This window comes from Amycolatopsis sp. SB7-3, assembly GCF_041021335.1.
Lineage (GTDB): Bacteria > Actinomycetota > Actinomycetes > Mycobacteriales > Pseudonocardiaceae > Amycolatopsis > Amycolatopsis japonica.
Genome location: NZ_JBFPJQ010000002.1, coordinates 568,605 through 582,038, shown reverse-complemented (window position 1 = coordinate 582,038; position 13,434 = coordinate 568,605). Strand labels below are relative to the sequence as shown.

Below are 13,434 nucleotides of genomic sequence, written 5' to 3'. Positions count from 1 at the left end.
CCTTGACCCGCCAGGTCGGGCGTCGATAAGTTCAGGCATCAAACTAATGGAGGCGAGATGGCTCAGGCACCGACGCGTGAGGACAAGTTCAGCTTCGGGCTGTGGACCGTGGGCTGGCAGGCGAACGACATGTTCGGCCCGGCGAGCCGTCCGCCGCTCGACCCGGTCGAAGCCGTATACCGCCTCTCGGACCTCGGTGCGTGGGGGATCACCTTCCACGACGACGACCTCGTTCCGTTCGGTTCGGCCGACGACGACCGCGCGCGGCAGCTGAAACGTTTCCAGGGCGCGCTGGCAGAGACCGGTCTCGTGGTCCCGATGGTGACCACGAACCTGTTCAGCCACCCCGTCTTCAAGGACGGTGGCCTGACCAGCAACGATCGTGACGTCCGCCGCTACGCGCTGCGGAAGGTGCTGCGGAACCTCGACCTCGCCGCCGAACTCGGCGCGTCGACGTTCGTGCTGTGGGGCGGCCGCGAAGGCAGCGAGACGGACGCCGCGAAAGACGTCCGCGCGGCGATGGACCGCTACCGCGAGGGCATCGATTTCCTCGCCCAGTACGTCCTCGACCAGGGCTACGGCCTCCGGCTCGCGCTCGAACCGAAGCCGAACGAACCGCGCGGCGACATCCTGTTGCCGACCATCGGCCACGCGCTCGCGTTCATCTCCACCCTCGACAACCACGAGATCGTCGGCGTGAACCCCGAGGTCGGGCACGAGCAGATGGCCGGGCTCAACATCGTCCACGGCATCGGGCAGGCCCTGTGGCAGGGCAAGCTGTTCCACATCGACCTCAACGGCCAGCGCGGCCCGCGGTTCGACCAGGACCTCGTGTTCGGTCACGGCGACGTGCTGTCGTCGTTCTTCCTCGTCGACCTGCTGGAGCACGGCGGCTACGACGGGCCGCGTCACTTCGACTACAAGCCGCTGCGCACGGAGAACATGGACGGCGTGTGGGCCAGCGCCGAGGCCAACATGGCCAGCTATCTGCTGTTCGCCGAGCGTTCCCGCGCGTTCCGGGCCGATCCCGAGGTGCGCGCCGCGCTGGACGCCGCCCTCGTTCCCGAGCTGGCGACGCCGACACTGAACGAGGGCGAGACGGCGGCGGATCTGCTGGCGGACCGGTCGGCGTTCGAGGACTTCGACCCGGAGAAGGCGGCGGAACGCGGTTACGGCTTCATCCGCCTGTCCCAGCTGGCCCTCGAACACCTCACCGGAGCCCGCTAGAAGCGGTCGACGTCGATGACGGCCTTGGCGAACTCCTCCGGTGCCTCCTGCGGCACGTTGTGGCCGATGCCGTTCAGGACGCGGTGCTCGTACTTGCCGGAGAACTTCGACCGGTACGCCTTGCCGTCGGTGTTCGGGCCGTCGAAGTCGCTGCCGATCGTGATGGTGGGCACCGAAACCGCCGGTCCCTGCGCGAGCTTCTGTTCGAGGGCGTCGAGTTTCGGGTCGCCCTCGGCGAGACTCAGCCGCCACCGGTAGTTGTGGATCACGATGGCCACGTGGTCCGGGTTGTCGAAGCAGGCGGCCGAACGGTCGTAGGTCGCGTCGTCGAAGGTCCACTTCGGCGACGCGATCTTCCAGATCAGCTTGTTGAAGTCGTGCCGGTTCTTCGTGTAGCCGAGAATGCCGCGCTCGGTGGCGAAGTAGTACTGATACCACCAGCCGAGCTCGGCGGTGGGCGAGAGCGGCTGCTTGTTCGTCTCCCGGTTGGTCACCAGGTAGCCGCTCACCGACACGAGCGCCTTGCATCGCTCCGGCCACAGCGCGGCGATGATCACGGCCGTGCGGGCGCCCCAGTCGAAGCCGCCGAAGACGGCCTTCTCGATCTTCAGCGCGTCCAGCAGCGCGACGATGTCGGCGGCGATGGCGGACTGCTGGCCGTTGCGGAACGTGTCCTTCGACAGGAACCGCGTCGGCCCGTAGCCGCGCAGGAACGGCACGATCACCCGGTACCCGGCCGCGACCAGGCGCGGAGTGACGTCGACGTAGCTGTGGATGTCGTAGGGCCAGCCGTGCAGGAGGACCACCACCGGGCCGTCGGCGGGGCCGGCTTCGGCGTAACCGATGCTCAGCTCCCCGGCGTCGATCTGCTTGAGCGGGCCGAACGAGGTGTTCCCGCCGGTCGTGGCGGGCGCCGCCACCGGTGCCGCCGCGGGCTGGGCCGAGCAGCCCGCCACGGTGGCACCCGCTGTCGCGGCGATGACGGCCTGCGCGAACCTTCTCCTGCTGAGCATCCTGATTCCTCCCGCGAAACGCCTGGTACGGGACGAAATTAAGGGGACGGCTCCGGACGCGGCGACCGTCGGACGACGTCACCGGTGTAAGTCGCCCTAGGCCACCTCGGGGTGTGCGGCCACGAAGGCCTCTTCCAGCCGGTGGATCCGCGCCCAGAACTCGGCTTCCCGGCCGGATTCGAGCACGCCCAGGTAGCCGCCGGGGACGACGCGGCCCACGAACGGACCGGACGTCCACACCCGCCAGCCGCCCGTGGCGTCGTCGCCCGAAGCGGACGCGGGATCGTCGGTGCCGCGGATCGCCGCGATCGGGCACGAGAGCTGGGTCCTGGCGGGCCCGCGGTAGGCGTTCAGCAGCTGGAGATCGCCGAGCAGCAGGTCCAGGGCGTACTCCCAGCTTTCGGGCGAATCGCGGTAGCCCGCGACGGGGGTGAGCCCGGTGCGGCCGAACACCCGTCCCATCGCCGAGGCGCCCGCCTTGGCGTTCTTGTCCGGTGAACGCCGTTGCGGGGCGCACGCGTCCACGACGATCAGCGCGCGAGGCGAAACACCCAGCCGTTGAGCCGTTTCCAATGCGACGAAGGCGCCCATGCCGAATCCGATCGTCACGGAACGGCTGAACCAGGCCGCCGGCATCGCGGCGGCCGACTGCGCGGCGAGTTCTTCGACAGTGGAAGCCGGTGGATCCGCGAGCCTTTCCCCGTGTCCGGGGTATTCGACGCCTCGAACGTCCGCATCGGCCGCGCCGGCGAGCGGGCCGAACGCGCGCAGCGTGCCGCCGGCGGGCGGAAACACCAGGTAGCCGCGGCCACGACTGTCTGATGTGGACAGTGAAACGAGTGCGGCCGTCATGATCCGAAAGATACGCGCGATTAACCCGAATGGGGTAACGGTTCGGATTCGACCAAGATCAATTCACCCACGAGGGGGAGCTCTTCGGGAAAAGATGCCCGGCCGTGTCGTATCTGGCACTCCCCGTTCGACGTCTTGATAAGAGCCGGAAGGAGAAAGCGATGAACACCACGACACTGGCCTCGACCACGCGGCTGAACCCGGTGAGCCGCACCCTGCCGGTTCTGCTGGCGATGGAGGACGACGCGGAAGACGTCGGCCGCCTGTCCCCGGACGACCGGCTGACCTGCCACGTGCACGGCCGCTGGATCCACCAATGCGTGGCTTCGCCGCTGCACGTCAACCCGATCACACGGCACCGCTGGTGTCGTTCGTGCGCGACCGCGCTGACCGTTTCCATCGACGAACTGTCCGGTGACGTCACGATGTTCTGCCCGCGGTGTGGCCACGGCGAAAGCGCCGCCTCCGCCCGGCTGATCGCCGCGTGCCGGGCCAGCCTGGCCGCCGCGCGCCGCCGTTTCGGTGCGCGTGCCGCTTAACCGGCCCGGCCGAGGACGCGCTCGATGATCCGGTCGCGATCAGGCGGGCGGAGATAGAGATAGTGACCGGCGTCCGGCAGGATCTCGACGTCGGCATGGGGGATGAGGCTTTCGAGCCGTCTGGCGGCAGTGACCGGATCGTGCACGACGCTGCGTCCGCCGAACAGGGCGAACGCGGGCACTTCGATGGACCGTAACGCGGCTTCGCTCGGGCGAACCTGGAACGGCACCCGGGCGCGATAGCACCGGATCCCGGCGAGGATCAGCCGGGCGGCGGGCTGGTCGAGGACGTCCTCCCCGGCGGTCCACGCCACGAACCGCCGCCACAGGCGATCGTTGTCGAGGACGGCCACGGGCAAGCCGTACCAGGACACGCGCCGGGAGAACGGCGCCGAAACGGTGGTGGCGTCCAGCAAGCCGATGGACGCGAGTCTTCCGGGCGCGTGGATCGCCTGGTTGACCGCGTGCCAGCCGCCGGTCGAACCGCCCACGAGATGCACGCCGGTCAGTCCCAGGCGGTCGAAGACGTGGTCGAGAGCGCTCGCCCGGTCACGGATGTCTTTGAACGGGACCTTGTGCACGCTTCGGCCCGCTTCGCCGAGGGTGTCGATCGCATAGACCGGGTGCCGCTCAGCCAAAGCGGGGATCAGGGTCGCGAAACACGCGGAAGTGGCCATGAGTCCCGGCAGGAGGGCGATCGGGCTGCCGCCGTCGCCGTAGCGGTAGACCCGCGTGATGCCATGGTGCGTTTCGACGTCGAAGACCGCGTCCGGGTCCGGACATTCGGCGATGGCGCGGTCATAGGCGGCGAAGTAGTGCTTCTCGGCCGCCGGACTTTTGAAACTCCCGATTTTCCGCATGAGCGGAACGCTAGGCAAAGCCGCGTTTCCGGTCTTGAACGAAAGTAAGGTGCAGGCATGGGCGGGTGGGGTCTCGTGGTGCCGCGGCGGGATATCGCCCGCGCACCCGGGGAGCGGATTCTCCGATGGCCCCATCCCGCGCTGGCCGCCCACGTGGCGAGTTACGTCGCGCACGATCTTCCCGACGCGGGCGCGAACTCCTGGCAGATCACCCCGTTGTCCGTGCTCACCTGGGTGATCGACCTCGACGCCCCGGCCCGCGGTGCCGGGGTCCCCTCTTCGCCGGTGCTTGGGCTGCGAGACCGGCCGTTGCGTGTCGAACAGACCGGAGCTTCACGCGGGATCGTGGTCACCCTGACCCCGCTCGGTGCGTACGCGTTGTTCGGGATTCCGTTGCGGGAACTGACGAATTCAGTGGTCGCGGCATCCGAGACGCTGCCGGCCGGGTCGTTGACCGAACGGCTGGCCGAGGCGACGGACTGGGCGGAGAGGTTCCGGCTGCTCGACGAATATCTCGCGGCGAAGGTGGCTCGCGGCCCCGTGCTGGCCGCCCCGGTCCGGCACGCGTGGGACCGGCTTTCGGCGGGCCCGGTCCGCGTCGACGCTCTCGCGGACGAGATCGGCTGGAGCAGACAGCATCTCAACGCCCGGTTCCGTGAACAGATCGGGCTGAACCCCCGCACGGCCGGGCGGATCGCCCGGCTCAATCGGGTACTGGCGTTGATGAGCCGGGCGTCGTCCCTTCCGTGGGCCGAGGTCGCGCACCTGGGCGGCTACAGCGATCAGGCGCATCTCGTCCGGGAGTTCCGGGCGTTGACCGGATACAGCCCGACCGAGGCCGGGAAACCGACTGGGCTAGTTGTTCCGCCACGTGACGGCGCGTGAATCGGCGCTCTCGTAAGGCTGCGAGGTGTACGACAGCGAGGTGATCGGATCGGACGCGACCCCGAAGTGCAGACGGCAGGACTCGAACACCGCGCCCTTGGTCGAGAAGTCCTTCGGTGCGAAATTCTGGTCCTCGCACCCGGTGACGTCGGCGTCGCCCATGCCCAGAAGCGAACCCGGCCAGCCGCCGCTCTTGGTCTTCGCGCTGAGGATCGGGGTGTACACCTCGGCCATGTTGGAGCCGTCGACGTTGGTGAGCTTTTCGCGGACGAAGAAGAAGTTCTTGCCCCGCAGCTTCGCCTTGTCCTCGTCCTTGAGCGGCAGGCCGTCGATGTCGGCGTCGGGCGCTTTGACCGATTCCACGGTGACCGTCAGCCCGATGACGCCCTTCGCGTAGTGGCTGTAGAACGGGATGATCGCCTGCTCGCCGAATTTGAGCTTCGTACCCGGTTTGACCGCCTCGCCGGTGACCTCCAGGGTCGGCGTGGTGGTGAGATACGGCTTCGGCGTCGTCGTCGGTTCACTGGCCGACGTCTGTCCGGAAGTGGTGGTGGCACCGGCGCTCCGGGCCTGACCGACGTTCTGCGGTGCTGTGCAGCCGACCAGCGCGGCGCCGAGCATCGCGGTGACGACGGCATGACGAACTCTCGGACGTGTGGGCACGACCGATCTCCCCTCGGAAAAGTGAAAACGCTTGGATTTCCCCCGAAGTGCACTTTAGCCAACGAGCGTTCACCCGATCGGTGGAGGTAGGTTGCGGACATGACCCAGGTTTCGCCGCCTGCCGAGGCCGCCACGAGGATCACCGGACGCGCTGTCTCCGAGCAGAGAAGCCTCTCGGGCGGGGTGACCGAAGTGGTGCTGGACAGCGGCGACACCGTGGTCGTCAAACGGGGTCATGCCCGGAACGCGATACCCGCGGAGGCCGCGGGCCTGCGGTGGCTGGGGGAGCCCGGTGCCGTGCGGGTACCCGAGGTGCGCGGCCACGACGACGAGTGGCTGGTCACGGATCTGGTCGGCGGAGGGCGGCCGACGCATCACGCCGCGGAGCGGCTGGGGCGGGGGCTCGCGGCACTGCACGCGGCGGGCGCGCCCGCGTTCGGCGCGGCGCCGCCGGACGGCCCCGCCGACGCGTGGATCGGCCTGGCTCCGATGAAGAACACGCCAGGGGAGGACTGGTCGCGGTGGTACGCCGAGTATCGAGTCCTGCCCTATGTTCGTCGTGCGGTGGACGAGGGCACCTTGAACATTGACGAGGCCGCAGTCATCGAGCGAGCCTGCGCGCGGCTTCCGGAAGTGTCCGAACCTCCGGCGCGTCTGCACGGGGACCTGTGGAACGGCAATGTCCTGTGGGGACCCGTCGAAGCCTCGCTCATCGATCCGGCGGCGCACGGCGGCCACCGCGAAACCGATCTCGCCATGCTGCAGTTGTTCGGCTGCCCGTTGCTCGACCGCGTGCTCGCCGCCTACCAGGAGGTCGCCCCGCTCGCCGACGGCTGGACCGACCGGATCGGTGCGCACCAGCTGTTCCCGCTCCTGGTCCACACCGTCCTTTTCGGACGGTCGTACGCCGGTCAGGCGGTCGCGGCGGCGAAGGCCGTCGGCCGGTAGATCACCGGGCGAGGCGGTCGAGCCATTCGGCGAGCATCGCGTGCTCGGCGGGGGTCAGCGCGTCCCCGGGTTCCTTCTCCAGCGCGGCTTTGAGCGCGATCGCACGGCTGGGGATGTCCGACACCTCCTCCGCGCTGTCGGTGGTGATGGCCGCGATGACATGTTCGCGCGCGGCGACGATCAGGTCCGGGTCGCGTTGTTCGGGCGGGCTGGCGAGGAACGAGAGGATCACGCCCATCCCGGTCGCGTGCACCAGCTGCGCGGCCTGTTCGACCGGGACGCGCAGCCTGCCGGCCTCGGCGATGCGGCCGACGATCCGGCGGAGGATCGCGTCCGCCTCACGGCGGGCTTCGCGGACGCGCGGCTCGCCGTACATGAGCATGTAGAAGGCGGGCTGCTGCAGGCCGAACTCGACGTGCAGGTCCCAGCCCCGCCGCAGATCGCCCACCGGGTCGTCGGTCTCGCCGAGGGCGTGCTTCCCCTCCAGGTAGCTCTTGAAGCCATACGTGGCGACTGCGTCGAGCAGTCCCTCCTTGTCGCCGAAGGTCCGGTAGAGCGTGGGCGCCTGCACTCCGGCGGCGGCGCTGACCGCACGCGTCGACAACGCCTCGCGCCCGCCCTCCCGCAGAAGCTCCGCGGCCGCGCGGACCAACCGGTCTTTCGTCGTCAACGTCATGTATCGACGATAACACCCAGCCGGTAGCAGTGGTTCGGTATCAGTGATACCGTTATCTCGTTACCAATGGAAACGCCTGATGGGAGCAAGTCATGGCACGCGTAGCGATCGTCACCGGCGGGTCGCGGGGCATCGGCAGGGAATCCGCGGAGCGGCTCGCGTCGGACGGGTTCGCGGTCGTCGTCGTGTACGGCGGCAACAAGGACGAGGCGCAGGCCGCGGTCGACGCGATCACCGGTAAGGGTGGCCAGGCGATCGCGGCCCAGGCCGACGTCGCCGACGAGCAAGCCGTCGCGGCCGTCTTCGACACCGCAGAAGAGACCTTCGGCGGTGTCGACGTCGTGGTCCACGCGGCGGGCATCATGTACCTCGCACCGGTGGCCGAACTGGATCTCGACCGGCTGGACCGATTGCACCGCACCAACATCCGCGGCACCTTCGTGGTCGACCAGCAGGCCGCCCGCCGCGTACGCGACGGCGGCGCGATCATCAACTTCTCCACGTCGGTGCTCGGCCTCGCCCTGCCGGGATACGCCGCCTATGCCGCCACGAAGGGCGCCGTCGAGGCCGTCACCCTGGTTCTTGCCCGTGAGCTGCGCGGCCGCGACATCACCGCGAACGCGGTCGCGCCCGGCCCCACCGCCACGGCTCTGTTCCTCGACGGCAAGGACGAGGCGACCATCGCGAGCATGGCGGCGCAGCCCCCGCTCGAACGCCTCGGCACCCCGTCCGACATCGCCGAGGTCGTCTCGTTCCTCGCCGGTCCGGCGCGGTGGGTCAACGGGCAGGTCCTTCGCGCCAACGGCGGCATCGTCTGAAGCGAGGTGTTACGGCCGACCGGGGCTACTCCGGTCCGGTGTGGATGGGAGCGATCCAGTTGACGACGTCGCCGGGGTCGTCTTCACGCTGACGGCGGATCGCGTCGTGCAACGCCAGGGCAGGCCCAGAGGAAAGCCGGGTGTAGACGTGTTCGGCGACAGCGCGGGCGGTGGAGTCGGAGAGTGGCCAGAGTGTGGCGATCACGTGCCGGAAGCCCGCCAGCTGGAAGGCGGAGGCGATATGGATCGATTCGTCGGCCAACGCGGTGCTGGTCCGTGAGGTCTCGCAGGCCGACAGGTAGGCGAGGAAGGCGTCCGGAGAGTGCCTGGCGGCGATGTCGGCGATGGAGAGCACGCCGTCGTGCAGCACCAGGTGGCTTCTGGAGGGGTCGTCGAGATCAGCGGCCGCGTGGCAGGCGAAATGCGCGTAGGTGACCGTATCGAGCGTGGCCAGGACATCGGCCGGCTTCGCCTCCGCGAGAATCTCGGCGCGGGGAAGGTGCGCGGCGGCCACCGCGACCTCGGCCTCGGCGGCGGTGAGCCGAGGATGGCCCGGGACAGCGGTCGCGGCGACGACTATCGCCCCGGACTCGTCCGGTGCGGCCGGTCCCCGCTGCGCGCGGACGACGCTGCGCAGCGTCGGTGCGTACGAGGAGACGACCCGGTCAAGGACCGTGTGCGCGAAAGGTTCGGAGTCCTCGTGCAATCCGGCCGCGTGCAACGGCAGATTGGTGAAAGCGCCGGTCGGTACCCACCACAGTCTGGGCAACGCCGTTCCCGGTTCGGGCGGGGCGGAGAGCCCGAGCCGGCGGAACACCGGGTCGGCCACCGTGTGCCACAGCCACGCCAGGCAGTCGCACACCTTGTCCACCGAGAAGATCCGGAAGTCGTAATCGGCCTGTCCGTCATGAAAGACACCGATCGCCGCCGCGAGTTCGGCCGCATGCAGGCGGAGCTGATCCGCTTGTACGGCGTCGAGCGGCACCACGGTGAGCACGCCGGACTTCACGATCAGCGCGTCGAAACCGAACCGGCTGGCGTTGAGGACCACCGCCGCCGCGCCGTCGGGGACGGTACGGAGGATCTCCTCGGTGTCCGGCGGTCGCAGGAACCGGCTCCATCCGGGCAGGGACCGGATCTCTTCGATGAGTTCGTCGCATTCCGCGGTGAGCCGGTGGAGGACGTCGTTGTCCTGGCCGTTGGTTCCGGCCGGGGCGTCCAACCGCGACCGCACGGCGACGAAACGCCTCGCATGGTCCGGGTGCGTGATCGCCAAGTCGGCGATCTCGTCCCGGGTTTCGAGCGCTTGGGCGAGGAGGACACCGCGGCCCTGCTCGAGGAGCCGGAGTGCCAGCTGCGGATCGCCGGCCCGGATCGCGCACGCGGCGGCGTCCGGTGCGAGCCCGCTGAAGTTGCCGAGTTTGAACTGCTGGTCGCTGCGGTGCAGTCCGCGTGCGACGGCCAACGGCAGGAGTTCGACGGCCAGCGAATAGCCCGCCACGGCGGCGGGCCAGTCGTCTCGGAGCCCCGCCATCGTCCCCCACCATCGCGCGGCCTCACAGCGAAGATCCGCCGGCGCGGTCACCAGTTCCGCGGCTTCGCGGTAGGCGGCCAGCGCACGGCGGTACGCGTCGTCATCCTCCTGTGCCGACTCCGACAGGAAGTGCCCGAGGTTGAGCAGCCAACCGCCGCGGTCGGCACCAAGGGCGCCGGCGGAGGCGAGTACGTTCTCGAGAATCGCGATGGACTCGGTCCGGTCGCGTTCGTCGCCGGTCAACCGGTGGCGGTCATGCAGCTCGGCGGCGAGATTCCCTTGCCACCCCAGTGCTTGATAATGCTCGGGGTGTGCGGCGGCGACGGCGGCCCTGCCGAGTTCGATCGCCTTGGTCAGCTGCTCCAGATCCATCGGGCGCGTCCGTCGCGCCAGCAGCATATGCGTCCCGGCGAGCCCGGAGAGGGCTTTGGGCCTGATGGCGTGCCCTTCGGGAAGAAGATCGAGAGCGGCGCGCAGGTGCGTGAAGGCTTCGTTGAGATCCGCTTCCTCGTTCGTGCGCTGCGCTCGGGCCCAGAGACAGACCCCGAGATCCGCGAGTATCTCCGGCCGCTCGCCGGCGCGGTAGCCCGTGTCCGTGGCAACCAGGCGCATGGCGGCGATCGCCTCGTCAAGATCCGCAAGCCGCCCGAAGCGCTCGAAGCGAAGACGAAGCGGGCCGGAAAGATTGAGGAGGCGCCTGGTCCTGTCGGTGTGGTCTTCGTCCGCGGAGGAGAGCGCGCGGCGTTGGAGGTCGATCGATTCGTCGAGTTCTGCCTGATCCTGGGTGACGGCGAAGCGGCGCATCAGGACCACGCCGAGGTCGGACTCCAGACCGGCGCGGTCGTCCTCGGACCGAATCGTCACGGCACGGCGGAGTAGTTCGAGAGAGGTGTCGATGTCTTCCCTGTCTCCGGCCACTTCGAACCGTGAGCACAAGGACATGCCGGTCGCGGCCAGGCGGGTGGAGTACTCGGGATCCGTTTCGTCGGTCAACGCGAGCGCTTCCCGGTGAGCGTCGACGGCCGCGTCCGCGTCGGACCGGCTTCCGTTCCTTTCCGCGCGGACGCGCAGCGTGTCACCGAGGGTGTCGAGGAGCGTCGGGAGTTCGCCGGGTTCGGGTTCGGAAGCGGTCCGCCGGAGGACGTCCACGGCGGCGTCGAGATCGGCCTCGCTCCCGCTGCGTTCGTATCTCCAATGGAGGACCCGGCCGAGCCGGCTTCCGCACCTGAACCGCTGCCGGGTATCGAATGCCGGGTCCGTCCGGGCGGCCGTCAGCCGTTGGACCATCTCGTCGAGCGGACCCGCTTCGCCGGCCGTCCGCGACACGTGGTCCAACGCCACTATGAGCTCGTCGAGGGCGTTGCTTCGGAGGGCTGGGCCGCCTTCGTCCGCCGCTCGACGAAGCAGGACAATGGCTTCGTTCAGCGAAGCCGGGTCTTTGAGGGCGACTCCGCGTTTCCGAAGGGCGGACGCGAGCCCGCCGAGCCGAAGCAAGTACTGCGGCGTCTCTTCCGCGGTGGACGACAAGGCCGCTCGGTGGAGCGCGATGGCTTCGTCGAGCACCGCCGGATCGTGATTCTCGTCGAAGGAGACCACGAGCGCGCCGGCGAGATTGGAGATCCTTCCGGGCCGGTTGCCGTCGTACTCCGGCGTTTCCCGGACGACCCGGCGAAGGATCCCGACGGCTCGCCGGGCGTCGTCGCTTCGGCCGAACTTTGACCGTTGAAGGAGAAGGGCCCCCATCGCGGAACGCACGGGATCGGTGTCACGCGCCGTTTCGAGTATGGCGATCGCCTCGTCGAGGTGACGGCGGTCATCGGTGTGCTCGGTGCGCATCCCGAGCAGATTCGCCAGCTGGGCGACCGAAGCCGAATGTGGATCTTCGTCGGCGGGCCATTCACGCGCCGCGGCGATCGCTTCGTCGAGCTGATCGAGGTTGCCGCTGGTGAGGTAGCAGTTGCGCAGGAAGTCGGAGAGCGAGGCGAGCGCCAGTCCTCGGTAGTGCCATCCGGACGGCATCAGGGCGCACAGGAACCGGGTGGTCCTGGCCGCCCATTCCTCCACGTCCGGACCGACGGGCCCGCTCGTCCGCTGCAGTACCGACCGGAGCATCGCGTCGGCCTGGGAATCCGGGATCCCGGTTCCTCGCTCGTCAAGGATGCTCCGTGTCCGCTCGAGATGACCTGCGTGGCCGGAGACGGCATAGCGTTGGTAGAGAACGGCCTGAAGGAGCTCTTCCAGCGATGCGTCGGAAGCCGGAGCTGTCCGGAGCGCGGCGCGGAGCAGGATCGCCGTGCGGTCGAAGAGCGGCAGCGACGGCTGTTCTTGCAGAGCCTTCAGGAGCCCGGAGACGACGTGGAGGAGAACTTCGTCCGGCCTCGGCTCGAGGTAGCCGTCTTCCGGGTCGGTCCGGAGAATACGCAGCCCACGGTGGAGGTCGTCCTCGTCGCCTGTTTCGTCGAACCTCGCGACATACGCGACGTTGAGCCAGCGGACGCATTCGTCCCGGAGGTAGCCGGTCTGGTCCGCCGTGCGGCGGCCCTCTTCCAGCGCGGCGATGGCGACATCCAGATCGGCCGTGTCCCCGCCCGCCTCGAAACGTTGTACCGACGCGCGGCCCAGTTCCAGCCGGTCGTCGCCGGTCAACCGTCCGGAGGCCCGCAACTCGGTGAAGTCGTCGATCGACGACTCGAGGTCCGCGAGGTCCCCCTGCTGCTCATAACGCCTCAACTGGATGGACGCGAGAGAACCCAGCGCGCGGCTCCGTTGGTCTTCCGTCTCCGCGCGGGAGAGTACGAGCCGGAACAACTCGATCGACTGTGTCGCGTCGGTCGCGTCTGATCCGGGCCCGGCCCCGGCGAATCGCATGTGCAACGCCGAGCCGACATCGAACAGCAGGGGAGTGAGGTCGGGTTCGTCGTCGGAGGCGAACCGCAGGGCTTCCATACCGCTGTCGATCGCCGGATCCAGGAGTTGCGGATCGCTCGTTCGGTAGTACTGCGAAAGCAACGAGAGAGCCCGGTGCGCCAGCCGGGTGTACTGCCCGCCCGGGGAGCGGAGGAAATCGACCACCTCCACCGGCAGGCTCTCCGGGGATTCCTCCGTCACGGGATGCAACAGGGACAAGGCCGTCCGGAGTTGGTACGACCGCTCGTCCCCGGTCGCCAGCTCGGCCCGGTACCAGAAGAGCAGGCCGACGACTCGAAGTATGGGGAGGTCTCGCCGGAGGTCGCCGGATTGTCCATCCATCAACGCTTCCGCTTCGTCGACGGCAGCGTCGTCGAGGATCCGCGCGGACTCGCCGTCCCGCACGTAGGCGGAAATACGGGCCTCGAGCGTGGAAATATGGCTTTCGATCAGTAACACCCCTCATCCCTGTCACTGCCGATCTGGCCTAGGCTACCAATCCGGAGGTGGCC

At 68.8% G+C, this 13,434-nt stretch carries 11 protein-coding genes; 5 read left to right on the top strand and 6 right to left on the bottom strand.

Annotated elements, in window-relative coordinates:
- Positions 1-57 precede the first annotated feature (57 nt).
- Positions 58-1,227 (top strand): xylose isomerase, encoded by a 1,170-nt coding sequence (xylA, locus tag AB8M46_RS20860; protein ID WP_394361249.1) that lies wholly within the window; start codon positions 58-60, stop codon positions 1,225-1,227.
- Here xylA and AB8M46_RS20855 read toward each other — a convergent pair.
- Positions 1,224-2,240 (bottom strand): alpha/beta fold hydrolase, encoded by a 1,017-nt coding sequence (locus AB8M46_RS20855; RefSeq protein WP_125733827.1) that lies wholly within the window; start codon positions 2,238-2,240, stop codon positions 1,224-1,226. The two genes, xylA and AB8M46_RS20855, sit on opposite strands and share 4 nt — an antisense overlap.
- A gap of 96 nt (positions 2,241-2,336) precedes the next feature.
- Positions 2,337-3,092: a thioesterase II family protein gene (locus tag AB8M46_RS20850; RefSeq protein WP_394361248.1), complete on the bottom strand. Its 756-nt coding sequence runs from the start codon at positions 3,090-3,092 to the stop codon at positions 2,337-2,339.
- A 161-nt stretch (positions 3,093-3,253) separates the two neighbouring features.
- On the opposite strand from AB8M46_RS20850, the gene AB8M46_RS20845 reads away from it, so the two are divergent.
- Complete coding sequence (locus AB8M46_RS20845; RefSeq protein WP_125733829.1) at positions 3,254-3,631, top strand: hypothetical protein; 378 nt, start codon at positions 3,254-3,256, stop codon at positions 3,629-3,631.
- Here AB8M46_RS20845 and AB8M46_RS20840 read toward each other — a convergent pair.
- Positions 3,628-4,491, bottom strand: a complete 864-nt coding sequence (locus AB8M46_RS20840) for an alpha/beta fold hydrolase (RefSeq protein WP_394361247.1) — start codon at positions 4,489-4,491, stop codon at positions 3,628-3,630. The genes AB8M46_RS20845 and AB8M46_RS20840 overlap by 4 nt on opposite strands.
- A gap of 57 nt (positions 4,492-4,548) precedes the next feature.
- Here AB8M46_RS20840 and AB8M46_RS20835 point away from each other — a divergent pair, with 57 nt between their 5' ends.
- The gene (locus AB8M46_RS20835) at positions 4,549-5,376 is read left to right on the top strand and encodes a helix-turn-helix domain-containing protein (protein ID WP_394361246.1); all 828 of its coding nucleotides are present in this window, start codon (positions 4,549-4,551) and stop codon (positions 5,374-5,376) included.
- On the opposite strand, the gene AB8M46_RS20830 is transcribed toward AB8M46_RS20835, so the two are convergent.
- Positions 5,347-6,039: a hypothetical protein gene (locus tag AB8M46_RS20830; protein WP_394361245.1), complete on the bottom strand. Its 693-nt coding sequence runs from the start codon at positions 6,037-6,039 to the stop codon at positions 5,347-5,349. The two genes, AB8M46_RS20835 and AB8M46_RS20830, sit on opposite strands and share 30 nt — an antisense overlap.
- Positions 6,040-6,138: 99 nt before the next feature.
- Between AB8M46_RS20830 and AB8M46_RS20825 the strand changes: the two genes are divergently transcribed.
- Complete coding sequence (locus AB8M46_RS20825; RefSeq protein WP_394361244.1) at positions 6,139-6,987, top strand: fructosamine kinase family protein; 849 nt, start codon at positions 6,139-6,141, stop codon at positions 6,985-6,987.
- Between the two features lies 1 nt (position 6,988).
- Here AB8M46_RS20825 and AB8M46_RS20820 read toward each other — a convergent pair whose 3' ends face one another.
- Complete coding sequence (locus tag AB8M46_RS20820; RefSeq protein WP_394361243.1) at positions 6,989-7,663, bottom strand: TetR/AcrR family transcriptional regulator; 675 nt, start codon at positions 7,661-7,663, stop codon at positions 6,989-6,991.
- 92 nt (positions 7,664-7,755) lie between these two features.
- Here AB8M46_RS20820 and AB8M46_RS20815 point away from each other — a divergent pair, with 92 nt between their 5' ends.
- Positions 7,756-8,481: an SDR family oxidoreductase gene (locus AB8M46_RS20815; protein ID WP_394361242.1), complete on the top strand. Its 726-nt coding sequence runs from the start codon at positions 7,756-7,758 to the stop codon at positions 8,479-8,481.
- A gap of 25 nt (positions 8,482-8,506) precedes the next feature.
- Here AB8M46_RS20815 and AB8M46_RS20810 read toward each other — a convergent pair whose 3' ends face one another.
- The gene (locus AB8M46_RS20810; RefSeq protein ID WP_394361241.1) at positions 8,507-13,381 is read right to left on the bottom strand and encodes a CHAT domain-containing protein; all 4,875 of its coding nucleotides are present in this window, start codon (positions 13,379-13,381) and stop codon (positions 8,507-8,509) included.
- Between the last annotated feature and the right edge of the window lie 53 nt (positions 13,382-13,434).